The sequence below is a fragment of the Cellulosimicrobium sp. PMB13 genome (assembly GCF_051294865.1).
GTDB lineage: Bacteria > Actinomycetota > Actinomycetes > Actinomycetales > Cellulomonadaceae > Cellulosimicrobium.
Genome location: NZ_CP145910.1, coordinates 1,449,774 through 1,469,728, shown reverse-complemented (window position 1 = coordinate 1,469,728; position 19,955 = coordinate 1,449,774). Strand labels below are relative to the sequence as shown.

Sequence of the window (19,955 nt, the reverse complement as noted above, 5' to 3'; positions counted from 1 at the left end):
GTGCGTGCGACGATGCGACGTCGCCCGAGGACGTACCCGTCCTTGACCCTCGACGCCCTCGACACCCACCTGGAGGCCCCGTGCCGAAGACCGTCACCCTCGTCCGCTCGCGCGAGCTGTCCGACGTCGCCGAGTACGCCTACGCCGCCACCGTCGCGGCGGACGCGCGGCTGATCTTCCTCGCCGGCTCGTGCCCGCTCGACGCGGACGGACGCACCGTCGCCCCCGGCGACCACGCCGCCCAGGCCGCTCGCTGCGTCGAGAACCTGGTCGTCGCGCTCGCCGCGGCCGGGGCCACCCTCGAGGACGTCGTGAGCACGCGCGTCCTCGTCGCGTCGACGCGGCAGGCAGATCTCGTGTCCGCGTGGAACGTGGTCCGCGACGCGTTCGGCGACCACGACGTGCCGAGCACGCTGCTCGGCGTCACGGTGCTCGGCTACGACGACCAGCTCGTCGAGATCGAGGCGGTCGCGGCCGTCCGGGACTGACGCACCCGGTCGCCAGCAGGGCTCGACAGGCCACGGGACCGGTCGTCGTCAGGCGAAGCCCGGGTACTCCCACGGCTCGACGTCGAACAGCGCGCGCGACGCCGGGTTGCCCTGGACGAGCGCGTCGACCACGTGCTGGTGCAGCACCTCGGCGCCGCTGCGCGTGAACGACGAGCTGAACAGGCCTCCGGGCTCGACCCGTGTCGAGTACATGAGCGGCATGCGGCCCTCGGACCTGTCATAACCGACCCAGCGCGTGAACACCGACCAGCCCGCGACCACGTCCAGCCCGACGACCGACCGGTCGTCGCCGCGCAGCTCGTGCCAGGTCCGCTCGTCGATCGGCATGCCGTCGAAGTCGTAGTACAGCACCACGTCGGCGTGGAAGTTGATGTCGTCGTCCACGGCCGCTCCCCTCGCCCCAGGGTCGTCGTCCCCCAGTACGGTCGCCACGTCGTCGCGACCACCGCACCGCCTTGTGCTGCCGATGATGCCGCTCCCGGTCCGATACCGCCATCCGGCGCGCGCGCAGCCCGGGGGCGGCGGGAATGCGGGTCCGGTGCGCCGGGGTTGTCCCTCGTGATGAGCACCTCGCCCGACGCCGCGGCGTCCCCCAGCCCCCGTCTGTCCGTCCTCGACCTCGTCCCCGTGCGCTCGGGCCAGACGAGCGCCCAGGCGGTCCAGGCCTCGCTCGACCTCGTCCGTCTCGCGGACCGGCTCGGGCTCGAGCGCTACTGGTTCGCCGAGCACCACAACATGGCCGCGGTCGCGGCGTCGACGCCCCCGGTGATGATCGCGGCCGCCGCGTCCGTGACGGAGCGGATCCGGGTCGGCTCGGGCGGTGTCATGCTGCCGAACCACGCGCCGCTCGTCGTCGCGGAGCAGTTCGCGGCGCTCGAGGCGATCGCCCCGGGGCGCGTGGACCTGGGGCTCGGGCGCGCACCGGGCTCCGACCCCGTGGTCACCCAGCTCCTGCGCATCACCGGCCCGACGGCAGACGTCGACCGCTTCCCGCAGCACGTGACCGACATCCTCGCGCTCATGAGCCCGCAGGGCGCGCAGCTGCGCCTCACGAGCGGCCAGGTCTACGACGTCCACGCGACGCCCGCCGCCGAGAGCACGCCCACCGTCTGGCTCCTCGGGTCGAGCGACTACTCGGCCCGCCTCGCCGCCGAGCTCGGCCTGCCGTACGTGTTCGCGAACCACTTCTCGGGCCAGGGGATGGACGAGATCCTCGCGCTCTACCGCGAGGGCTACCGCCCGAGCGAGGCGCACCCGGAGCCGCAGACGTTCCTCACGGCGAACGTCGTCGTGGCGGAGACGGCCGAGGAGGCGCACGCCCGAGCGCTCCCGCAGCTGCGGATGATGGCGCGCCTGCGGTCCGGTCAGGCGCTCGGGGCGCTGGAGACCGTCGAGGACGCGCAGGCGACGCCTCTCGACGCCCTGGCCGAGCAGACGATCGAGGCCATGCGGTCGCGCTGGATCATCGGGACGCCCGAGGATGCCGCGACCGAGCTCCGTCGGCTCGCCGACCGCCACGGCGTCGACGAGATCATGGTCGTCCCCGTGGCGGCGTCGCGCGCCGACGAGCCGCTCGACGCGACGCCGGGCCGCGCCCGCACGCTCGAGCTCCTCGTCGGGGCCCTGGGGTGACGTCGGCGCCCCTCGGGTAGCGTCGCGGCCATGACGACGACGCTCGACGACGCGACCTGGCACTCCGACGGCGAGGGGTTCCCTCCGGAAGCCGGTCCCGAGGCGGGAGCCACCCACATCGGGGTGTTCCTCGCGTGGGCGGTGCTCGCCGGGCACGTCTCGGCCGACCTGGAGGACGACGCCGCCGGCGACCTCGCCGCGCTGCGTGCCCGCGAGCTCACCGGCGGCCGGTTCGTCCACGAGTCGCGCGACGGCACGCTCGTCACGGACGACCTCGACGCCGACGCGGCAGCGTTCGCCCTCGCCTACTACGTGGGCGACGAGGACGACGAGGACGGCGGTGGCCTCTTCCTCGAGGACTACGTCGACGCCGTGAGCCCCGGGGACGGCGAGCCCGAGGACGTCTACCTCGTGCCGGACACGTGGGAGACGTACGACCTGGTCGGCCCGGTCATCGACGCGCGGTTCTCGCAGTGGGAGGACGAGGGCCGGCCTGGTGTCCTGCGGCACCGCGCCTGATAGGGCGTCGTCCGGCTCCGGCCTTCCCCCACCGGGCGGCAACGGACTAACCTGGCTTAGTCCGTCTGGTCCAGGCTCGCTCTCGGCGCGGAGGCACCGTGAAGACCGTCAACGTCCACGAGGCGAAGACCCACCTGTCGCGCCTGCTCGCCGAGGTCGAGGCAGGCGAGGAGATCGTCATCGCCCGCGCCGGGAAGCCGGTGGCCCGCCTCACGGCGGCTTCGCCCGCCACAGCTGCGGAACGGCGGCTCGGGTTCTTCCGGGGCCGCACCACGGTCCCTGACGACTTCGACACGTGGGGGCAGGACGAGATCGTCGCGATGTTCGAGGGGACCGAGTGAGGATCCTGCTGGACACGCATCTGCTGTTGTGGGCGGGCGACGAGGTAGACCGCCTGCCACGCGGGGCTCGCGACCTTCTGGCCGACCCTGACGTCGAGCCGTGGTTCAGCGCGGCCAGCATCTGGGAGATCAGCATCAAGCACGCCCGGAGACGGGCGGACTTCAGCGTCGAGCCCGGCCCTTTCCGTCACGCGCTCCTCGGAGCAGGCTTCGTCGAGCTCGCCGTGACGGGGGCCCACGCCGCCGCCGTCGCCGCACTCCCACCGGTCCACCGCGACCCGTTCGACCGGTTGCTCGTCGCACAGGCGGTCAGCGAAGGCGTCCAGCTCCTGACGCACGACGCCCGTCTCGGCCGCTACCCCGGCCCGATCCGGGTCGTCTGAGATGACCGCACCCCGACCCGTCACCCGGCTCGCCTCCGCCGTGCGCGCCGACAACCCCGGACCCATGACGCTCGACGGCACGCGCTCGTACATCTTGCGCGCGCCCGGTGCCGACGCGTGCGTCGTCGTGGACCCCGGGCCCGACGACACGACTCACCTCGACGCGCTCGCCGCGGCCGGGCCGGTCGCCCTCGTGCTCGTCACGCACCGCCACGCCGACCACACCGCGGGATCGGCCCGTCTGCACGCCCTCACAGGTGCGCCGGTCCGCGCGGCCGACCCGGCGCACTGCCACGGCGGTCTGCCGCTCGTGGACGGCGAGACCATCGACGTCGCCGGTGTGCGCGTCGCCGTGCTCGCCACGCCGGGCCACACCGCGGACTCCGTCTGCCTGGTCCTGCCCGACGACGGCCCGGTCACCACCGGGCACGACGCACCCGGGGGTGCCACGGTCCTCACGGGCGACACGATCCTCGGGCAGGGCACGACCGTCATCGCCGAGCCGGACGGGTCGCTCGGCCGCTACCTCGCGAGCCTGGACCGCCTGGACGCGCTCGTCGGGGACCGGCGCGTCGTCGGGCTCCCGGGTCACGGCCCGGTGATCGACGACCTCGGTGAGCGGGTGCGCGCGTACCGGGCCCACCGGCTCGAACGGCTCGCGCAGGTGCGGACCGCGCTCGCGGCGCTCAGCCTCACGCCGGGCGACGAGTCCGCTGCGGAGCGCGTGACCGCGCACGTCTACGCCGACGTCGACCCGTCGGTGCTCGGTGCCGCCCGGCAGAGCGTCGTGGCGCAGCTCGCGTTCCTCGCCGAGGCCGACCGGCACGCTCACCCTCCGCGACGCGGTCGGTCGCGAGCGCGGCAGCGCGACGTCTGAGTGTCCGAGGCTCGCGGCACGATGGGCGCATGACGACACCTCGGCTCGGCATCGCCTACGTCCCCACCCATCCCCCGGAGACGCTCCACGCGCTCGCAACCGGCGCGGAGGCCGCAGGCCTCGACGACCTGTGGGTGTGGGAGGACTGCTTCAAGCAGAGCGGCCTCGCGTCTGCGGCCGCGGCGCTCGCGTGGACGGACCGCGTCCGGGTGGGGCTCGGGCTCATGCCGGCACCGCTGCGCAGCACCGCCGTCACGGCGATGGAGATCGCGAACCTCGGACGCATGTTCCCCGGGCGGTTCGTCGCGGGGGTCGGGCACGGCGTCCAGGAGTGGATGGGGCAGGCGGGGGTACGGGTCTCGTCACCCCTGACGCTCCTGCGCGAGCACACCGTGGCGCTGCGCGCCCTGCTCGCGGGCGACGAGGTCACGACGTCGGGCCGGTACGTGACGCTGGACCGCGTGCGACTCGACTGGCCGCCGACCGAGGCGGTCCCGCTGTGGCTCGGCGGGGTCGGTCCACGATCGGTCGCGCTCGCGGGCGAGCTCGGCGACGGTCTGATCCTCGCCAACGCGTTCACGCCGGCGGAGGTTCGCGCGACGGTGGACGCCGTCCGGGCCGCGGCGCACGACGCGGGGCGTCCGGAGCCCGACGTGCACGCGACCCTCATCGCGGCGACGGGCCCGGAGGCGCAGGAGCGCGTCGACCGCGAGGTGCCCACGTGGGGCCGGGAGCCAGGGATCGGCATCGGGGCGGGCGGCGACGCGCGCGTGATCGCCGACGCGGTGCTCGCTCTCGCGGACGCCGGAGCGACGGCCGTCGCGGTCCAACCGACCGCGGACGAACCGGACCTCGACGCGTTCGTCCGGTTCCTCGGCGAGGAGGTCCGGCCGCTCGTCGTCGCGGGCTGAGGAGCGCCGGGCTCAGCGCCCGGCGTGCTCCCGTGCCCGACGACGCTCGCGCACCCCGTGCACGACGGCGGCCGTCGCGCACACGAGCGCCACCAGGGCGACGGCGAGGACGAGCCGCGCGGGGAACGAGGCGTAGAGGTCGGTCACCTCGGCCACCGGGATCCCCCAGTCCGTCGCGAGCTCACGGGCGTCCGTGGCGAGGCCACCGACGCGACCCGGCACGAGCGCGACCGCCCCGAGGACCCAGCCGAGCAGCTCCCCGACGAGCGCGGGCACGGAGTAGGCACCGGAGAGGGCGGAGATCACGCGGCAACCCTATCGGGTCGGCCGGGTACGAACCAGGACAACTCGGGATGCGGGACGGTGCGGTCAGCGCAGCGGCTTGGCGAAGCAGAGCGCGATGCCGTTGTCGCCGCGGTCGAACGGCGGGTACGGCAGGACGGCGCGGAAGCCCAGCGACCGGTAGAGCGTGATCGCGTCAGGCTGCCGGATGCCGGTCTCCAGGAGGAGCGTCGTCGCGCCACGGCGCCGCGCCTCGACCTCGACCGAGGCCATGAGCGTCCGCGCGACACCGGCACCGCGCGCGGTCTCGCGGACGAAGAGCTTCTTCACCTCGAGCGCCGCGCCGTGGGCAGCACTCGCACCCGCCGCGACGTCCCGCAGCGACACGCACCCGAGCGGTTCACCGCCACGCCACGCGACGAACGTCGCCACCGTCTCGGCGCCCAGACGGCCGTCGACCGCCTCGAAGCCGCCTGCCGCCTCGAGGCCGGGGAACAGCTCCGGGTAGAGGACCGCCGACGACGTGTCGTGCATCTCGCGGCGCAGCGCGAAGGCGTCGCGGTCCTCCCACGGCACCGCCCGCACCGCGATCTCCTCGCGCGCACCCGGACCGGCCGCTCTCCGGTCGGAGACCGTGGCCACGCCTCCCGGTCCGACCGACCCCGCGTCGGAGCCGGTCGGACGCCGTCGTGCCGTGGCCCCGTCACCGTTCGCCGCGCGGTCGAGGTCGAGCGCGAAGCACCTCGACAGCGGGTCGCCCGCGTAGTGGCCGTAGGACTCGGTCGGGAGATAGCCGAGATCGAGGTAGAGGTCGATCGACTCCGGCTGCCGCGTGCCCGTCTCCAGGACGAGGCGTCGCAGGCCGGTGGCCGAGGCGTGCTCGTGCACCGCCCGCATGGCGGTCCGGGCGTGCCCGCGCCCGCGGTGCTCGGGCGCGACGAAGAGTCGCTTCACCTCGCCGGTCGACGCCGCGTGGTGGCCGCCGCGACCGTCGGGCGTCCCGGAGACGTCGCGCAGCGCGACGCACGCCACGGGCTCCGCCCCGTCACGCACCACGAGGGCCGCGAGGAGCTCCGTGGCGTCGAACGCGCCGCTGTCGGGCTCGCCGTACCGCTCCGCGAGCTCGGCCTGCTGGCGCGCGAACAGGGCGAGCGCGTCGGCGTCGTCCCCGGCGACCACGGACACGGGGACGCCCGGTGCCGAGGCCGTCCGTGCGCCGTCGGCCCCGTGAGCCGTGACCGTCACGCGTGGACGAGCGTGCTCAGCACCGAGGTGAAGAACCCCAGACCGTCCGTGCCCGCACGCGGGCCTGCCTCCGAGGCCGGGCCGAAGCCGGCCTCGACGGCGTGCTCCGGGTGCGGCATGAGCCCGACGACGTTGCCCGCCGCGTTCGAGATGCCCGCGATGTCGCGGCGCGAGCCGTTCGGGTTCCAGCCGTCGTAGCGGAACACCACGCGGCCCTCTCCCTCGAGCTCGTCGAGCGTGCGGTCGTCGGCGACGAACTGCCCGTCCTGGTTCTTCAGCGGGATCGTGATGCGCTGGCCCGCGGAGTAGTCGCGCGTCCAGGCCGTCTCGGCGTTCTCGACGACGAGGACCTGCTCGCGGCAGAGGAAGTGCAGGTGGTCGTTCTTGATCATCGAGCCCGGCAGCAGGTGGGCCTCGGTGAGGACCTGGAAGCCGTTGCAGATGCCGAGCACGGGCAGCCCGCCCTGCGCGGCGTCGACGAGCGACTCCATGACCGGCGCGAAACGGCTGATAGCACCGGCGCGCAGGTAGTCCCCGTAGGAGAACCCGCCGGGGAGGACGACCGCGTCGACGTCGTGCAGGTCGGCGTCGGCGTGCCACAACGAGACGGCCTCGCCACCGGCGAGGCGGACGGCGCGCGCGGCGTCGCGGTCGTCGAGCGTGCCGGGGAACGTGACGACGCCGATCCTGGCCGTCGCGAGCGACGTGGGCGCGGTCATCAGGCGAGGCCCTGAGAAGCCGCGGCCGTGCCCGCAGTGTCAGACAGGTCGGTCACGGCGTCGGCCACGCGGACGACGTCCTCGATGACCGGGTTGGACAGCACCTTCACGGCGGCCTCCTGCGCGGCGGCGAGGACCTCGGGCGTCACGTCGCCCTCGACCTCGAGCTCGAACCGCTTGCCCTGACGGACCGACGTGAACTGGGTGAAGCCGAGGCGCGGCAGCGCCCCGACGACGGCCTTGCCCTGCGGGTCCAGGATCTCGGGCTTGGGCATGACCTCGACGACGACGCGTCCCACGGGTGCTCCTTGGCGAAGAGTTCGGGAGGGCCGGGGCTCCGGGATCCCGGTCACGGGCGCGTGCTGCACGTGGCGGCACGTCACGGCGTGAGCGAGCGGGAGCCGACGGCGGGATTCCGCGGCCAGTCTACCCGCGCCCCGGTCACGTCACGGCCGTCGTCCACAGCCCGGCGCACGGTGCCTCGCGGCCTGGTCCGCGGGCCCGCGTCACGGCCCGACGGCGCGCGCGGGCTCGACGGGGATGTTGCCGCCGAGCACGTGCTTGCGCCAGGCGCGCTCGACGTTCTTCTCGCGCCAGACCGCGCCGCCGAGGGCGAAGGCGGCCAGGACCACGAGGACGATCCACGGCGAGAACGTCGTGGGGCTCTGCCCGAACAGCCAGCCCTGCAGCGCCGGCACGCCGAACCAGATCACGAGCATGACCACCATGTTGAACGCCTTCGTGCGCCACGAGAACAACGTCCCGTGGATGTCGTCCGCCACCCACCACCAGTAGCGGGCGGGGAGCCGCGCGTCGAACAGGCGGTAGAGCAGCCACCGCCCGAGCGGCGGGTGCTCGCGCCAGCGCAGGCCCCACCCCGCTCGCACCAGCCCCCACGCCTCGCGGGCGCCGATCCCGGTCGCCGTGGACGCGTCCTCGGACCCCGGGGCGAGGTCCAGGAGGACCGCGAGCGCCTCGTCGCCGTGCGCGTCGCGCCAGCGGGGCGGGTAGGCCCGGAGCCAGAACCGCGCGGAGCGCTCGTACCGACCTCCGGCGCCCTCGTCACGACGGGTCTCGTCACCGTCCGCCTGCGCTCCGGGGCGGTCTTCCGGCGTCATGCCGGGCCTCCGGCAGGGCGATACCGTCCGCACCCGGCAGCAGGGAGAGCGAACGTCGCGCGTGCTCGGTGAGCTCGGCGAGGCGCACGGTCTCCGCGCGGACCGCGCGTCGCCCGTCGTCGGTCGCCCGGTAGTAGCGGCGCAGCCGCCCGTCGACGACCTCCTCCCCCACCGCCTCGACGAGACCGGCAGCGACGAGCCGGTCGAGGTTCCCGTAGAGCGTCCCCGCGCCGAGCCGGGTGCGCCCGTCCGAGAGCTCCCGGACGGCCTGGATGACGGCGTACCCGTGACGTCGTTCCGTGGCGAGCGCGAGGAGCACGAGGTACGACTGCTCCGTCATGCGGAACCCGCCGCCACCGACTGTCTTCATGGTCGATATATATCGCGCGACGACCTATCGCGCAACGGCCGCACCGCAGGAATGCGCCGCCCTTGCCCCTCGGGGGGCGTTGTCAGAGGATGCGGCTACTCTCGAACACGTGTTCGAGACGCACGCTCGACCACGCGTGCGGGGGCGGGGTCCTGCCCCTTCCCCGCCCTCGCACGCTCGTCACCCAGCGGACGGAGACCGGTCTTGGCTGCACCACCACTCCCCCCGACCACCGAGCCCGCGACGACAGGCCGCCCGTCGGTCCGCACGGTCGCCGCGGTCCTCGCGCGGGACGTGACGTGCACGTTCCCCGGGTGCGCCGTGCCGGCGTTCCGGTGCGACCTCGACCACGTGGTCGCGCCCCGGCCCGGCGACGACACCGCGCATGCCGCGGACAACCTCGTCGCGCTGTGCCGGCACCACCACGTGGTGCGGGCGCGTGACGGGTGGCGTCCCGCGCTCCTGCGCGACGGCACGGTCCGGTGGACCGCGCCGAGCGGGCACACCTACCTCCGCGCGGGAGCGCGGACCGCGTGAGCGTCGACGCCTCAGGCCAGCGACGAGCCCGTGAGCCGCTCGTAGGCTTCGAGGTACCGGTCCCGCGTGCGTGCCACGACGTCTGCGGCCAGCGGCGGGGGCGGCGCGTCGCCGGACCGGTCCCAGCCCGACGCGGGCGACGCCAGCCAGTCGCGCACGTGCTGCTTGTCGAAGCTGGGCTGCGCATGGCCGGGCTCCCACTGGTCCGCGGGCCAGAACCGCGACGAGTCGGGCGTGAGCACCTCGTCGCCGAGCACGGTCGCGCCCGTGGTCGGGTCGACGCCGAACTCCAGCTTCGTGTCCGCGAGGATCACGCCGCGCTCGCGCGCGATCTCGTCGGCCCGCGCGTACACCGCGAGCGTGAGGTCGCGCAGGCGCGTGGCGTCCTCCAGACCGATCTGCTCGGCCACCACCTCGAAGGACACGTTCTCGTCGTGCTCCCCCACGGCGGCCTTCGTCGCGGGCGTGAAGATCGGCTCCGGCAGGCGCGATCCGTCGACCAGCCCGTCCGGCAGCGGCACACCGCACACCGCCCCGCCGGCGCGGTACTCGATGAGGCCCGAGCCCGTGAGGTACCCGCGTGCGACGCACTCCACCGGGAACATGTCGAGCCGTCGGCAGACCATCGCGCGGCCCGCGACGAGGTCCGGCACGAGGCCGTCACCGGGCTCGGCCGACACCCCGGTCGAGACGACGTGGTTCGGCACCAGGTCGGCGAGCTGCTCGAACCACCACAGGCTGAGCTGCGTGAGCACGACACCCTTGTCCGGGATGCCCGGGGAGAGCACGTGGTCGAACGCGCTGACGCGGTCGCTCGCCACGACGAGCACCACGTCGCCCAGGGGGTGCACTCCGCCGACGGCGGGCAGGTCCGGCTCGTAGAGGTCCCGCACCTTGCCGGAGTACACGTGCCGCCAGCCCGGCAGCTCCAGCGGGGCGGTGTCGAACGCGTCGGCCTCGCCGAGCGAGAGCGCGGGGGTGGTGTCGCGTGCGTCGTTCACGGCCGGACCCCCTCGCCGGCCGCGGCCGTGGCTGCGATGTCGGTGCGGTGGTGGGAGCCGGGGAGCACGATCCGGTCGACCGCGGCATACGCGCGGCGTCTCGCCTCGGCGAGGTCCGCCCCCTGGGCGACCACCGACAGGACGCGGCCACCCGAGGCGACCAGGCCGCCGTCGTCGTCACGAGAGGTCCCGGCGTGCAGCACGTGCACACCCTCGACGTCCTCGGCCGCGTCGATGCCCGTGACCGGGTCGCCGCCCCGGACCGCACCGGGGTAGCCGTGCGCGGCGACGACCACCGTGACCGACGCGTCGTCGGACCACGACAGCCGCGGCTGCTCGGCGAGCCGGCCCTGCGCCGCGGCGAGCATGACCGCTGACAGCGGGCTGAGGAGCCGCGCGAGCACCGACTGCGTCTCCGGGTCGCCGAAGCGTGCGTTGAACTCGACGACGCGCGTCCCGCGGCTCGTCAGTGCGAGGCCGACGTAGAGGACGCCGACGAAGGGCGTCCCGCGCCGTGCCATCTCGTCGATGGTGGGCTGCGCGACCCGCGTGACGACCTCGTCCACGAGGCCTTCCGGCGCCCAGGGCAGCGGGGTGTAGGCACCCATGCCGCCCGTGTTCGGACCGGCGTCGGCGTCGAACGCGCGCTTGAAGTCCTGGGCCGGCTGCAGCGGGACGACGGTCGCGCCGTCGGACAGGCAGAACAGAGAGACCTCCGGACCGTCGAGGTACTCCTCGACGACGACGCGCGGGTCCTCACGCGTCCCGTCCGCCGCGGTGCGCGGCGACGCGAAGCACGCGGCCGCGTGCTCCAGCGCCGCCTGCCGGTCCTCCGTGACGACGACGCCCTTGCCCGCGGCGAGACCGTCGTCCTTGATGACGTACGGGGGGCCGAACGCGTCGACCGCGGCGGCGACCTCGTCGACGTCCGTGCACACGTGGGCGAGCGCCGTCGGGACGGACGCGGCGGCCATGACCTCCTTGGCGAACGCCTTGGAGCCCTCGAGTCGCGCGGCCTCCGCCGACGGGCCGAACACCGGAATGCCGGCGGCGCGCACCGCGTCCCCGACGCCCGCGACGAGCGGCGCCTCCGGGCCGACCACGACGAGGTCGACCCCGAGGCGCATCGCGAGCGCGGCGACCGCGGCGCCGTCGAGCTGGTCGACCGGGTGCAGCGTCGCGAGGTCGGCGATCCCCGGGTTGCCCGGCGCCGCGTGGATCTCGTGCGGTGCGGTGCCGAGGCGGCCGGCCTCGCGCGCGAGGGCGTGGACGATGGCGTGCTCGCGGGCACCGGTCCCGACGACGAGGATCTTCACGGGCGCCGAGTCTACCGAGGTCCCCTGCGCGACCTGTCAGCGTCCCACCGGGCGGAAGACCGGAGGGGCGCTGACAGGTCGGCCGTCAGTGGATGAGGTCGTGCCGCGGGATGATCGCGTCGCGGCTCGGGCCCACGCCGATCGCCGAGATCCGCGTCCCGGACATCTCCTCGAGCGCGAGCACGTAGCGCTGCGCGTTGACCGGCAGGTCCTCGAACGTGCGGGCGCCGGAGATGTCCTCCCACCAGCCGTCGAGCTCCTCGTAGATCGGCGTCGCGTGGTGGAACGCCGTCTGGTCGAGCGGCATCTCGTCGTGGCGCACGCCGTCGACGTCGTACGCGACGCAGACCGGGACCTTCTCGAACCCCGTGAGGATGTCGAGCTTGGTGAGCACCATGTCGGTGATGCCGTTGACGCGCGTCGCGTAGCGGGCGATGACCGAGTCGTACCAGCCGCAGCGCCGGGCGCGCCCGGTCGTCACGCCGTACTCGCCGCCCTGCTTGAGCAGGTACTCGCCGTTCGCGTCGAAGAGCTCGGTGGGGAACGGGCCCTCGCCGACGCGGGTCGTGTACGCCTTGATGACGCCGATGACGGAGCTGATGCGCGTCGGCCCGACGCCCGATCCCGTGAGCGCGCCGCCCGCCGTCGCGTTCGACGACGTGACGAACGGGTAGGTGCCGTGGTCGACGTCGAGCATCGTGGCCTGGCCGCCCTCGAAGAGGACGTTCTTGCCGGCGTCGAGCGCCTGGTTCAGCACGAGCGACGTGTCGGCGACCATCGGCTTGATGCGCTCGGCGTACTGGAGGAGCTCCGCGAGCGTCTCGTCGACCGTGATCGCGCGGCGGTTGTAGACCTTGACCAGCAGGTGGTTCTTCTGGTCGAGAGAGCCCTCGATCTTCTCCGCGAGGATCTTCTCGTCGAACAGGTCCCACATCCGGATGCCGACGCGGTTGATCTTGTCCGCGTACGCCGGGCCGATGCCTCGGCCCGTCGTGCCGATGCGCCGCTTGCCGAGGAAGCGCTCGCTCACCTTGTCGATCGTGCGGTGGTAGCCCGCGATGATCTGCGCCGAGCCCGAGACCAGCAGCTTCGAGACGTCGACGCCGCGCGCGACGAGGTCGTCGAGCTCCTGGAACAGGACCTCGATGTCCACGACGACGCCGTTCGCGATGACGGGCGTCACGCCCGGCGAGAGGATCCCCGAGGGCAGCAGGTGCAGCGCGTACTTCTCGTCGCCGATGACGACGGTGTGGCCGGCGTTGTTGCCGCCGTTGAACTTCACCACGTAGTCGACGCGCGACCCGAGGAGGTCGGTCGCCTTGCCCTTGCCTTCGTCGCCCCACTGGGCACCGACGAGCACCACGCCTGGCATGGATTCCCCACTTTCGACTGCCTGTTCCTCGGGCCGGGTCATGTCGTGCGCGCGTCGATCGCGCGACAGGTGCCGGTCGTGCCCGACGGCGCGGCTCCCGCGGGGCCCGAGGCGTCCCCCGGGCGGCAGTCACCCGGGGACCGCGACGAGTTTACCGGTCGTTGACCTTCGGGGTCGCAGGGCGTCCACGGCGCGCCGCCCGCGGTCTCACGGTCCGCCGAACCCCGGGTTATGCATCGCTGAGAGCCGCGATGGCCGCACAACCCCGGGTTCGGCAGGCTCGGGAGCCGCGCAACCCCGGGTTGGGCACAATGAGCCCATGAGCGACTCCCACCAGAACCTCCTCGACGGACCCGCGCCGGTCCGTCTCCCCGACGACTTCGCCGCCGTGCGCGAGTCCCTCGACGCCGGGGGCGACCCCTACGAGATCGCGGCGCGCGAGCCCGCGTCGTCGCTCGCGTGGGCGTTCCTCGCCGAGGACTACCTCCACGAGAACGGCTCCAAGGGCGCCGTGACGGCGTACGCGTTCGCCCGCACGGGGTACCACCGCGGCCTCGACGCGCTGCGCCGCGCTGGCTGGCGCGGCCAGGGCCCGATCCCCGCCGACCACGTGCCCAACCAGGGCTTCCTGCGCGCGCTGCTCGCGCTCGCCGAGTGCGCCGCCTACATCGGCGAGGTCGACGAGGCCGAGCGCTGCGAGCAGTTCCTGCGCGCGTCGGGCACGTCCGCCGACGAGGTCCGCGCGCTGCGCTGACCCGGCGCCGTCGGCCGCGGGTGGCGCCGCGGACGCCGGGCCGCGGGGTGCAGGTGCCCCGGGCCACGTCTACAGTCGACAGCATGATCGAGATCGCCACCTCCCCCGCGACGACGACGCTCGTCATCACCGGGGACCTTGATCTCGCCGAGCGCGACCAGTTCCCGGAGATCGCGGCGCGGGTCGTCGGGCTCCGCCGACAGCTGCTCGTCATCGACATGTGCCGCGTGACGTTCATGGACTCGACGGGCGCGGCGTTCCTCATCTCGCTCGCCGACTCCGGCCGCAAGCGCGGTGGCGCGACGGTCCTGCGGGGCTGCGACGACCGGGACCTGTTCGTCCTGGAGGTCTGCGGCGCGCTCGAGCTGTTCCGCATCGACGCGGACCACCGCTGCGAGCCCGCGACGCCCCCGTCGGGGTTCGCCAAGGTCGAGCCCCAGGCCTGACGACGCCGGTCAGGCCTGGCGCGAGGCCGACTGCGGCCGCAGCGTCGCCCAGACGAGCTTGCCGGACGCCGTCGGCCGCCAGCCCCAGTCCGCGAGCCGCTCGACGATCTGCATCCCGAACCCGCCCATGCGGTTGGCGTGCCCGTCCGTCGGGACGGGCGGCGCGGGGTTGGAGTCCTCGACCTCGACGCGGATCCCGTCCCCCGTGTCGAACAGCCGCAGCGCGAGGTGGCCCCAGCCGTGGAGCACGCCGTTGGCCACGAGCTCGGACACGACGAGCTCGGCGTTCGCGCTGTCCTTGACACCCCACGCCTGGCACGTGCGCACGACGGCGTGGCGCGCCCGCCCGATCGACGCCGGCTCGCTCGGCAGGAGCCAGCGGCGGCTGCGCGGGCTGAGCACGACGGCCGTCGCGTCGCCCACCGGGTCGGGGATGCGCACGACGACGAGCGCGACGTCGTCCTCCGGCGCGTCGGCGAGCCGTGACAGGAGCTCCTCGCCGACCCCGGCGGCGTCCACGGCCGTGACGGCGGCGGACGCGGCGACGAGCGCGTCGAGCCCCACGCGCAGCGCGCGGTCCCGCCGTTCGATGAGCCCGTCGGTGTAGAAGACGAGCGTGTCCCCCGGGCGCAGCGACACGTGCCCGGTGGACCGGCTCCGCCCGCCGAACCCGACGAGCGCGCCGCCGGCGTCGTCGAGCTGGGTGACGGTGCCGTCGCGCAGGAGCAGCGGCGGCAGGTGGCCGGCGCGCGAGTACTCGATGCGCCACGCGTCCTCGGGGTCGGTCGCGTCCGGACGCGTGAGCGCCGCGTACACGAGGCTCGCCGAGCGCGGGATGCGCATGCCCTGGACGAGCTGGTCGACCCGGTCGAGGACCGGGCCCGGCGTGGTGAGCTCGTAGGCGTAGGACCGTACGACGGACCGCAGCTGGCCCATCGCGGCGGCGGCCTCGACGTCGTGCCCCACGACGTCGCCGATGACGAGGCCCACCACGTCCGGCGTGATCTGCAGGACGTCGTACCAGTCCCCACCGACCTGCGCGTGCTCGGAGTTGGGCGCGTAGTACGTCCACACGTCGAGGCCCGTGACGTCCGCCTGCTCCGGCAGCATGGCGCGCTGCAGCGTCTCCGCGAGGCGGTGCTCGCGCGCGTAGAGCCGCACGTTGTCGATCGCGGTCCCCGCCCGCCGCGCGATGACCTGCAGCAGCGTCCGGACGCTCTCGCGGGCCTCCGCGTCGGCGGCGCGCGGTCCCCCGTCCTCGTCCCCGCACGACACCAGGAGCCCGAGGATGCGCCGGCGGCCCGGGACGGCGGTCACCGTCACGGCGGCGCGTGGTCGGCTCCCGAGGCGCGACAGCCGGTGCTCGAGGTCTCGCCGGAGCCAGCCCGAGGCGGACCACTGGGGGAACTCGGCGGTCAGGTCGAGCTCGACCGGGCCCTCGATCCGGCCGTCGAGCACGTCCTGGACCCGGTCGGGGACGTCGACGAGCCGCGGCCGGGGGGACGACTCGTCGGTCACGGCCGAGTCGCCGAGCGCGTCGGTCTCGGGGGCACCGGGGCGCCCCGGCGACCCCGTCCACGGCGTGTAGCGGCCGTGGCGCTGCCCGCGTCCGCTGGGCGGGGCCGAGGTGTCGACGCCGTCCGCGAAGCGCAGCCCGTCGTCGTTGAGGTAGAAGCCGGCCCAGTCCACGACGTAGCCGGCGAGGAGGCTCGTGATGTCGCGCAGGGCGTACGGCTGGTCGAGGTCGGCCAGCAGGTCGGAGCTGCGCGCGACGACGTCGAGCACCGCCCGCTCGCGCCGCTCGAGCGCGAGCGACGCGACCTGGGCGGCGTACCGCTCGAGGTGGTCCGACACGTCGACCTGGACGCCGACCCAGTGCGTGACCTCGCCGTCGGCGCCGAGGATCGGGGAGAGCGAGAGCTGCGCCCACACCGGCTGGCCGTCGCGCCGTCGCGCACGGACGGTGTGGGTGATCTCACGTCCGGCGACGATCGCGGCCCGGAGCTCGTCCACCTCGACCGGCTCGGCGAGCAGCGCCTCGAGCGCGCGCGGGCTGCGCCCGACGACGTCCTGCGCCGTGAACCCCGTGTCCCGCTCGAACGCCCGGTTCACCCAGACGAGGGGCATGCCTTCAGACCGCGGCCCCGTGACGAACATCGCGACGCCCGCGCTGTCCATCGCGCGGGTGCACAGCTCGAGGACGTGCGCGGGCAGGTCGGTGCCGAGTCCCAGCGGTCCGCCCATCCTCACCTCCGACGGTCTGCACTGCGCGTGGGCCGTCGCCGGCCATCGTCCCGTGGACGCCTGGCGGTCGCATCTGGCTGCACACGCTCCGGTCGCGTTACTGTCCCGACTGGACATTCAACCGTAGATTGGTGCTTCCCGAGACCGGAACGGTCCTGGAGCCGCTGAAAGGAGCGCCGTGCGCGAAGGTACCTCCTCGTCCGCCGACCGGCCGGTCGGCGTCGCCGGTGACCCTGCGCGGTCGGGCGACCCGGCGAGCGTGCACGTCATCGTGGGCACCACGCGTGCCCGCATCGTCCTGTCGGGAGAGATCGACGCCGACCTCGGCGCGGACCTCCAGGAGGCGACCGCGGCCGCCGAGGACTCGAGGCTGCCCGTCGAGATCGACGCGCACCACGTGACCTTCATGGACTCGTCCGGCGTCGCGTTCCTCGCACGGCTGGCGTCGCGCGGTCCGCACCGTGTGCGCGTGCTGCGCGCACCGCCGACGGTCCGTTTCCTCCTGGAGGTGACGCGCATCGGCGAGCTGCTCGACATCGTCGACACGGACCCGGGCTTCGACCTGGAGGAGCCCCCCGCCGTCGAGCCGGGCGCGCCCGGCTCCTGACCGGCAGCACACAGACGTGCGAGAAGGCCCCCGGTCCGTGGACCGGGGGCCTTCTCGTCGTCCGCGCCCGACAGGGGGCGGCGAGGTGCGGCGGGACCGCCGGGCGTGTCAGCGGAGCTTGTTGCCCGCGGAGCGCAGCTGCTGGGACGCCTCGACGATGCGGGCGGCCATGCCGGCCTCGGCCAGCTTGCCCCAGGCGCGCGGGTCGTAGGCCTTCTTGTTGCCCACCTCGCCGTCGACCTTGAGGACGCCGTCGTAGTTGCCGAACATGTGGCCGACCACGGGACGCGTGAAGGCGTACTGCGTGTCCGTGTCGATGTTCATCTTGATGACGCCGTGGTCGACGGCCTCGGAGATCTCCTCGGCCGTGGAGCCCGAGCCGCCGTGGAAGACGAGGTCGAACGGGTTCTCCTTGCCGATCTCCGCGCCGACCGTCTTCTGGATCTCGGCGAGGATCGACGGGCGCAGCTTGACGGCACCCGGCTTGTAGACGCCGTGCACGTTGCCGAACGTGAGGGCCGTCAGGTAGCGGCCCTTCTCGCCGGCACCGAGCGCGCGGACCGTCGCGAGGCCGTCCTCGGCCGTCGTGTAGAGCTTCTCGTTGATCTCGGCCTCGTGGCCGTCCTCCTCGCCGCCGACGACGCCGACCTCGATCTCGAGGATCGTGCGGGCCGCCTGCGAGAGCTCGAGGAGCTCCGCGGCGATGACGAGGTTCTCGTCCAGCGGGATGTCCGAGCCGTCGAACATGTGCGACTGGAACGTCGGCAGGCCGCCGTTCCTCACCTGCTCGGCCTCGATCTGCAGGAGCGGGCGGACCCAGGAGTCGAGGTTCTTCTTGACGCAGTGGTCCGTGTGGATGGCGATCTGCACGGGGTAGCTCTTCGCGACCTCGGCCGCGTACGCGGCGAGCGCGAGCGAGCCGGAGATGCGGTCCTTGACCGTCGAGCCCGACGCGTACTCGGCGCCACCCACCGAGACCTGGATGATGCCGTCGGACTCCGCCTCGGCGAAGCCCTGGAGCGCGGCGGTGATGGTCTGCGACGACGTGATGTTGACGGCCGGGTAGGCGAACTTGCCTGCCTTCGCCCGGTCGATCATGTCGGCGTAGACCTCGGGGGTTGCGATGGGCATGCGGAGCTCCTGGGGAGTCGTGCGGGGTGGTGTTGTCGGTCAAAGTCTGGCACGGATGGCCGCGGGGTCGTCAGGGCCGTTCGACCCGTGGTCCCCCGACGTCCGCGTGCTGCACGACCCACGCGTGCATCGCGATCGCGGCGGCCGCGCCCGCGTTGAGCGAGCGCGTCGAGCCGAGCTGCGTGATGTGCAGGACGGCCTCGCACGCCGCCACGGCCTCGGGCGTGAGCCCCGAGGACTCCTGGCCGAGCAGCAGGACGCACGCGCGCGGCAGCGCGAGGCCCTCGATCGGCACCGAGCCCGGGACGTTGTCGATCCCGAGGACGGGGAGCCCCTCGGCGCGCGCCCACGCGGCGAGCTCCGCGACAGAGGCGTGGTGGTGCACGTGCAGGTAGCGGTCGGTCACCATCGCGCCGCGCCGGTTCCAGCGCCGTCGCCCGACGACGTGCACGCCCGCCGCGTTGAACGCGTTCGCCGTGCGCACGACCGAGCCGATGTTGAGGTCGTGTGCCCAGTTCTCGATCGCGACGTGGAAGAGCCGGTCCGAGGACCGCCGCGCGTCCAGGTCCGCGACGACCGCCTCCACCGTCCAGTACCGGTAGCGGTCCACGACGTTGCGCCGGTCGCCGTGCTCGAGCAGCTCGGGGTCGTACCGCGGGTCGGTCGGCCACGTGCCCGGGCCGCCCGGCCACGGCCCGACGCCCACCTCGCGCTGCCCGTCCGGCACCTCGGACGGCAGCGGTCCCGGAGCCTCCCCGCGCCGTGCGGTCACGACGTCAGCCACTCGCGATAGGTGACGGTTCCCCAACGACGGTCCGGCACGAGGTTGCCTCCGCCGCGGAAGAAGTCGCCGAGCGGTCCGGGCAGCGGTACCCCGACCACCGGGCGGCGGGAACCGTGCGCAGCACGCCAGGCGCGCGCCATGTCGCGAGCGTCGAGGATCTCCGGACCGCCGATCGTCACGGTCGTCGCGTCCGGTCCGGGGCCCGGCACGCCGCCGGCGGGCGCGTGGCCCTCGGCCGCGTCCACGAGCGCCCGGGCGACGTCGACCAGCGCGATCGGCTGGAACCGCGCGCCCCGCGGGACGGGCAGCACCCCGAGCCGCGCCCAGCGTCCGAGGCGCCCGCCGTGGCCGAGGAACAGCTCGAGGAACTCGTGGAACTGCGTCGCGCGCACGACCGTCGTCGCGGCGCCCGCGCCCGCGAGCAGCCGCTCCTGCTCGACCTTGGCGCGGTAGTAGCCGTAGTCCGCCTGGTCGGCGTTCGCGATGGACAGCACGACGACGCGACCGACGCCGGCACGCCGGGCGGCCGTCGCGAGCCGCGAGGCCCCGACGGTGAGCACCTTCATCGCGGTCGGGCTCTGCCCGTTGGTCGTGTCGACCACGACGTCGACCCCGGCCAGGGCGGTGTCGAGAGCGTCGCCGGCGACGCCCGCGCCGTCGTCCCCGAGGAGGTCCACCCGGTGGTGCGTCGTCCCCGGCACGCGCGCGGCGTCGTCGGGCGCGTGCCGGGACAGCACGCGCGCCACGTGGCCGCGGGACACGGCCTCCTGCACGACGGCGCGGCCCGCCGCGCCCGTCCCGCCCACCACCGCGATGCTCAGCCTGCTCGTCATGGCGCCATTCTGCCCGGGGCCGCG

25 protein-coding genes are annotated in these 19,955 nt (G+C 74.0%); 11 read left to right on the top strand and 14 right to left on the bottom strand.

Features of this window, described 5'->3' with window-relative positions:
* Window positions 1-80: 80 nt before the first annotated feature.
* Window positions 81-488 (top strand): RidA family protein, encoded by a 408-nt coding sequence (locus tag V5D56_RS06845; protein WP_435738297.1) that lies wholly within the window; start codon window positions 81-83, stop codon window positions 486-488.
* 48 nt (window positions 489-536) lie between these two features.
* On the opposite strand, the gene V5D56_RS06840 is transcribed toward V5D56_RS06845, so the two are convergent.
* The gene (locus V5D56_RS06840) at window positions 537-893 is read right to left on the bottom strand and encodes a hypothetical protein (protein WP_435738296.1); all 357 of its coding nucleotides are present in this window, start codon (window positions 891-893) and stop codon (window positions 537-539) included.
* Window positions 894-1,070: 177 nt separating this feature from the next.
* Here V5D56_RS06840 and V5D56_RS06835 point away from each other — a divergent pair, with 177 nt between their 5' ends.
* From V5D56_RS06835 to V5D56_RS06810, 6 genes are all read left to right on the top strand, one after another.
* A complete protein-coding gene (locus tag V5D56_RS06835) occupies window positions 1,071-2,141 on the top strand; it encodes an LLM class flavin-dependent oxidoreductase (protein ID WP_435738295.1) in 1,071 nt (356 codons plus the stop codon).
* Window positions 2,142-2,171: 30 nt separating this feature from the next.
* Window positions 2,172-2,660, top strand: a complete 489-nt coding sequence (locus V5D56_RS06830) for a hypothetical protein (protein WP_435738294.1) — start codon at window positions 2,172-2,174, stop codon at window positions 2,658-2,660.
* A gap of 98 nt (window positions 2,661-2,758) precedes the next feature.
* Complete coding sequence (locus V5D56_RS06825) at window positions 2,759-3,001, top strand: type II toxin-antitoxin system Phd/YefM family antitoxin (RefSeq protein ID WP_435738293.1); 243 nt, start codon at window positions 2,759-2,761, stop codon at window positions 2,999-3,001.
* Window positions 2,998-3,384, top strand: coding sequence for a type II toxin-antitoxin system VapC family toxin (locus V5D56_RS06820; protein ID WP_435738292.1), 387 nt, complete (start codon window positions 2,998-3,000; stop codon window positions 3,382-3,384). The genes V5D56_RS06825 and V5D56_RS06820 overlap by 4 nt, the downstream gene beginning before the upstream one ends.
* Window position 3,385: 1 nt before the next feature.
* The gene (locus tag V5D56_RS06815; protein WP_435738291.1) at window positions 3,386-4,261 is read left to right on the top strand and encodes an MBL fold metallo-hydrolase; all 876 of its coding nucleotides are present in this window, start codon (window positions 3,386-3,388) and stop codon (window positions 4,259-4,261) included.
* Window positions 4,262-4,290: 29 nt separating this feature from the next.
* Complete coding sequence (locus tag V5D56_RS06810; protein WP_435738290.1) at window positions 4,291-5,172, top strand: LLM class flavin-dependent oxidoreductase; 882 nt, start codon at window positions 4,291-4,293, stop codon at window positions 5,170-5,172.
* Between the two features lie 12 nt (window positions 5,173-5,184).
* Here V5D56_RS06810 and V5D56_RS06805 read toward each other — a convergent pair whose 3' ends face one another.
* From V5D56_RS06805 to V5D56_RS06780, 6 genes are all read right to left on the bottom strand, one after another.
* Window positions 5,185-5,478 carry a hypothetical protein gene (locus tag V5D56_RS06805; RefSeq protein ID WP_435738289.1) on the bottom strand — a complete coding sequence of 98 codons (294 nt, stop codon included), beginning with the start codon at window positions 5,476-5,478 and terminating at the stop codon, window positions 5,185-5,187.
* Window positions 5,479-5,541: 63 nt separating this feature from the next.
* Window positions 5,542-6,699 (bottom strand): GNAT family N-acetyltransferase, encoded by a 1,158-nt coding sequence (locus V5D56_RS06800; protein ID WP_435738288.1) that lies wholly within the window; start codon window positions 6,697-6,699, stop codon window positions 5,542-5,544.
* Window positions 6,696-7,418, bottom strand: a complete 723-nt coding sequence (gene purQ, locus V5D56_RS06795; protein WP_435738287.1) for a phosphoribosylformylglycinamidine synthase subunit PurQ — start codon at window positions 7,416-7,418, stop codon at window positions 6,696-6,698. Before purQ ends, V5D56_RS06800 begins: the two co-directional genes overlap by 4 nt.
* Complete coding sequence (gene purS, locus V5D56_RS06790; protein WP_435738286.1) at window positions 7,418-7,717, bottom strand: phosphoribosylformylglycinamidine synthase subunit PurS; 300 nt, start codon at window positions 7,715-7,717, stop codon at window positions 7,418-7,420. The genes purQ and purS overlap by 1 nt, the downstream gene beginning before the upstream one ends.
* Window positions 7,718-7,924: 207 nt before the next feature.
* A complete protein-coding gene (locus V5D56_RS06785; RefSeq protein WP_435738285.1) occupies window positions 7,925-8,536 on the bottom strand; it encodes a hypothetical protein in 612 nt (203 codons plus the stop codon).
* Entirely contained in the window at window positions 8,496-8,906 is a 411-nt protein-coding gene (locus V5D56_RS06780) for a PadR family transcriptional regulator (protein ID WP_435738284.1), read from the bottom strand. Before V5D56_RS06780 ends, V5D56_RS06785 begins: the two co-directional genes overlap by 41 nt.
* A gap of 204 nt (window positions 8,907-9,110) precedes the next feature.
* Between V5D56_RS06780 and V5D56_RS06775 the strand changes: the two genes are divergently transcribed.
* On the top strand, window positions 9,111-9,443 hold the full coding sequence (locus tag V5D56_RS06775; protein WP_435738283.1) for an HNH endonuclease signature motif containing protein: 333 nt from the start codon (window positions 9,111-9,113) through the stop codon (window positions 9,441-9,443).
* A gap of 11 nt (window positions 9,444-9,454) precedes the next feature.
* On the opposite strand, the gene V5D56_RS06770 is transcribed toward V5D56_RS06775, so the two are convergent.
* The 3 genes from V5D56_RS06770 to V5D56_RS06760 all read right to left on the bottom strand — a co-directional run bounded on the left by V5D56_RS06770 (window position 9,455) and on the right by V5D56_RS06760 (window position 13,132).
* Window positions 9,455-10,375 (bottom strand): phosphoribosylaminoimidazolesuccinocarboxamide synthase, encoded by a 921-nt coding sequence (locus V5D56_RS06770; RefSeq protein ID WP_435738969.1) that lies wholly within the window; start codon window positions 10,373-10,375, stop codon window positions 9,455-9,457.
* 65 nt (window positions 10,376-10,440) lie between these two features.
* The gene (purD, locus tag V5D56_RS06765; RefSeq protein ID WP_435738282.1) at window positions 10,441-11,760 is read right to left on the bottom strand and encodes a phosphoribosylamine--glycine ligase; all 1,320 of its coding nucleotides are present in this window, start codon (window positions 11,758-11,760) and stop codon (window positions 10,441-10,443) included.
* 85 nt (window positions 11,761-11,845) lie between these two features.
* Window positions 11,846-13,132, bottom strand: a complete 1,287-nt coding sequence (locus V5D56_RS06760) for an adenylosuccinate synthase (RefSeq protein ID WP_435738281.1) — start codon at window positions 13,130-13,132, stop codon at window positions 11,846-11,848.
* Window positions 13,133-13,451: 319 nt separating this feature from the next.
* Here V5D56_RS06760 and V5D56_RS06755 point away from each other — a divergent pair, with 319 nt between their 5' ends.
* The gene (locus V5D56_RS06755) at window positions 13,452-13,886 is read left to right on the top strand and encodes a DUF3151 domain-containing protein (RefSeq protein WP_435738280.1); all 435 of its coding nucleotides are present in this window, start codon (window positions 13,452-13,454) and stop codon (window positions 13,884-13,886) included.
* Window positions 13,887-13,969: 83 nt separating this feature from the next.
* The gene (locus V5D56_RS06750) at window positions 13,970-14,332 is read left to right on the top strand and encodes an STAS domain-containing protein (RefSeq protein ID WP_251152610.1); all 363 of its coding nucleotides are present in this window, start codon (window positions 13,970-13,972) and stop codon (window positions 14,330-14,332) included.
* A gap of 9 nt (window positions 14,333-14,341) precedes the next feature.
* Here V5D56_RS06750 and V5D56_RS06745 read toward each other — a convergent pair whose 3' ends face one another.
* Window positions 14,342-16,576, bottom strand: a complete 2,235-nt coding sequence (locus tag V5D56_RS06745; RefSeq protein WP_435738279.1) for a SpoIIE family protein phosphatase — start codon at window positions 16,574-16,576, stop codon at window positions 14,342-14,344.
* Window positions 16,577-16,754: 178 nt separating this feature from the next.
* Here V5D56_RS06745 and V5D56_RS06740 point away from each other — a divergent pair, with 178 nt between their 5' ends.
* Entirely contained in the window at window positions 16,755-17,183 is a 429-nt protein-coding gene (locus tag V5D56_RS06740; RefSeq protein WP_435738278.1) for an STAS domain-containing protein, read from the top strand.
* Between the two features lie 108 nt (window positions 17,184-17,291).
* On the opposite strand, the gene fbaA is transcribed toward V5D56_RS06740, so the two are convergent.
* From fbaA to V5D56_RS06725, 3 genes are all read right to left on the bottom strand, one after another.
* Complete coding sequence (fbaA, locus tag V5D56_RS06735; protein WP_435738277.1) at window positions 17,292-18,314, bottom strand: class II fructose-bisphosphate aldolase; 1,023 nt, start codon at window positions 18,312-18,314, stop codon at window positions 17,292-17,294.
* 70 nt (window positions 18,315-18,384) lie between these two features.
* Complete coding sequence (locus tag V5D56_RS06730) at window positions 18,385-19,086, bottom strand: TrmH family RNA methyltransferase (protein ID WP_435738968.1); 702 nt, start codon at window positions 19,084-19,086, stop codon at window positions 18,385-18,387.
* A complete protein-coding gene (locus tag V5D56_RS06725) occupies window positions 19,083-19,931 on the bottom strand; it encodes an SDR family oxidoreductase (protein ID WP_435738276.1) in 849 nt (282 codons plus the stop codon). Before V5D56_RS06725 ends, V5D56_RS06730 begins: the two co-directional genes overlap by 4 nt.
* Between the last annotated feature and the right edge of the window lie 24 nt (window positions 19,932-19,955).

Coding starts and splice junctions, on each gene's coding strand:
- V5D56_RS06835 (WP_435738295.1), top strand. CDS start 1,071: ATGAGCACCTCGCCCGACGCCGCGGCGTCCCCCAGCCCCCGTCTGTCC.
- V5D56_RS06830 (WP_435738294.1), top strand. CDS start 2,172: ATGACGACGACGCTCGACGACGCGACCTGGCACTCCGACGGCGAGGGG.
- V5D56_RS06815 (WP_435738291.1), top strand. CDS start 3,386: ATGACCGCACCCCGACCCGTCACCCGGCTCGCCTCCGCCGTGCGCGCC.
- V5D56_RS06810 (WP_435738290.1), top strand. CDS start 4,291: ATGACGACACCTCGGCTCGGCATCGCCTACGTCCCCACCCATCCCCCG.
- purQ (WP_435738287.1), bottom strand. CDS start 7,418: ATGACCGCGCCCACGTCGCTCGCGACGGCCAGGATCGGCGTCGTCACG.
- V5D56_RS06785 (WP_435738285.1), bottom strand. CDS start 8,536: ATGACGCCGGAAGACCGCCCCGGAGCGCAGGCGGACGGTGACGAGACC.
- V5D56_RS06780 (WP_435738284.1), bottom strand. CDS start 8,906: ATGAAGACAGTCGGTGGCGGCGGGTTCCGCATGACGGAGCAGTCGTAC.
- V5D56_RS06760 (WP_435738281.1), bottom strand. CDS start 13,132: ATGCCAGGCGTGGTGCTCGTCGGTGCCCAGTGGGGCGACGAAGGCAAG.
- V5D56_RS06755 (WP_435738280.1), top strand. CDS start 13,452: ATGAGCGACTCCCACCAGAACCTCCTCGACGGACCCGCGCCGGTCCGT.
- V5D56_RS06750 (WP_251152610.1), top strand. CDS start 13,970: ATGATCGAGATCGCCACCTCCCCCGCGACGACGACGCTCGTCATCACC.
- V5D56_RS06745 (WP_435738279.1), bottom strand. CDS start 16,576: ATGGGCGGACCGCTGGGACTCGGCACCGACCTGCCCGCGCACGTCCTC.
- fbaA (WP_435738277.1), bottom strand. CDS start 18,314: ATGCCCATCGCAACCCCCGAGGTCTACGCCGACATGATCGACCGGGCG.
- V5D56_RS06725 (WP_435738276.1), bottom strand. CDS start 19,931: ATGACGAGCAGGCTGAGCATCGCGGTGGTGGGCGGGACGGGCGCGGCG.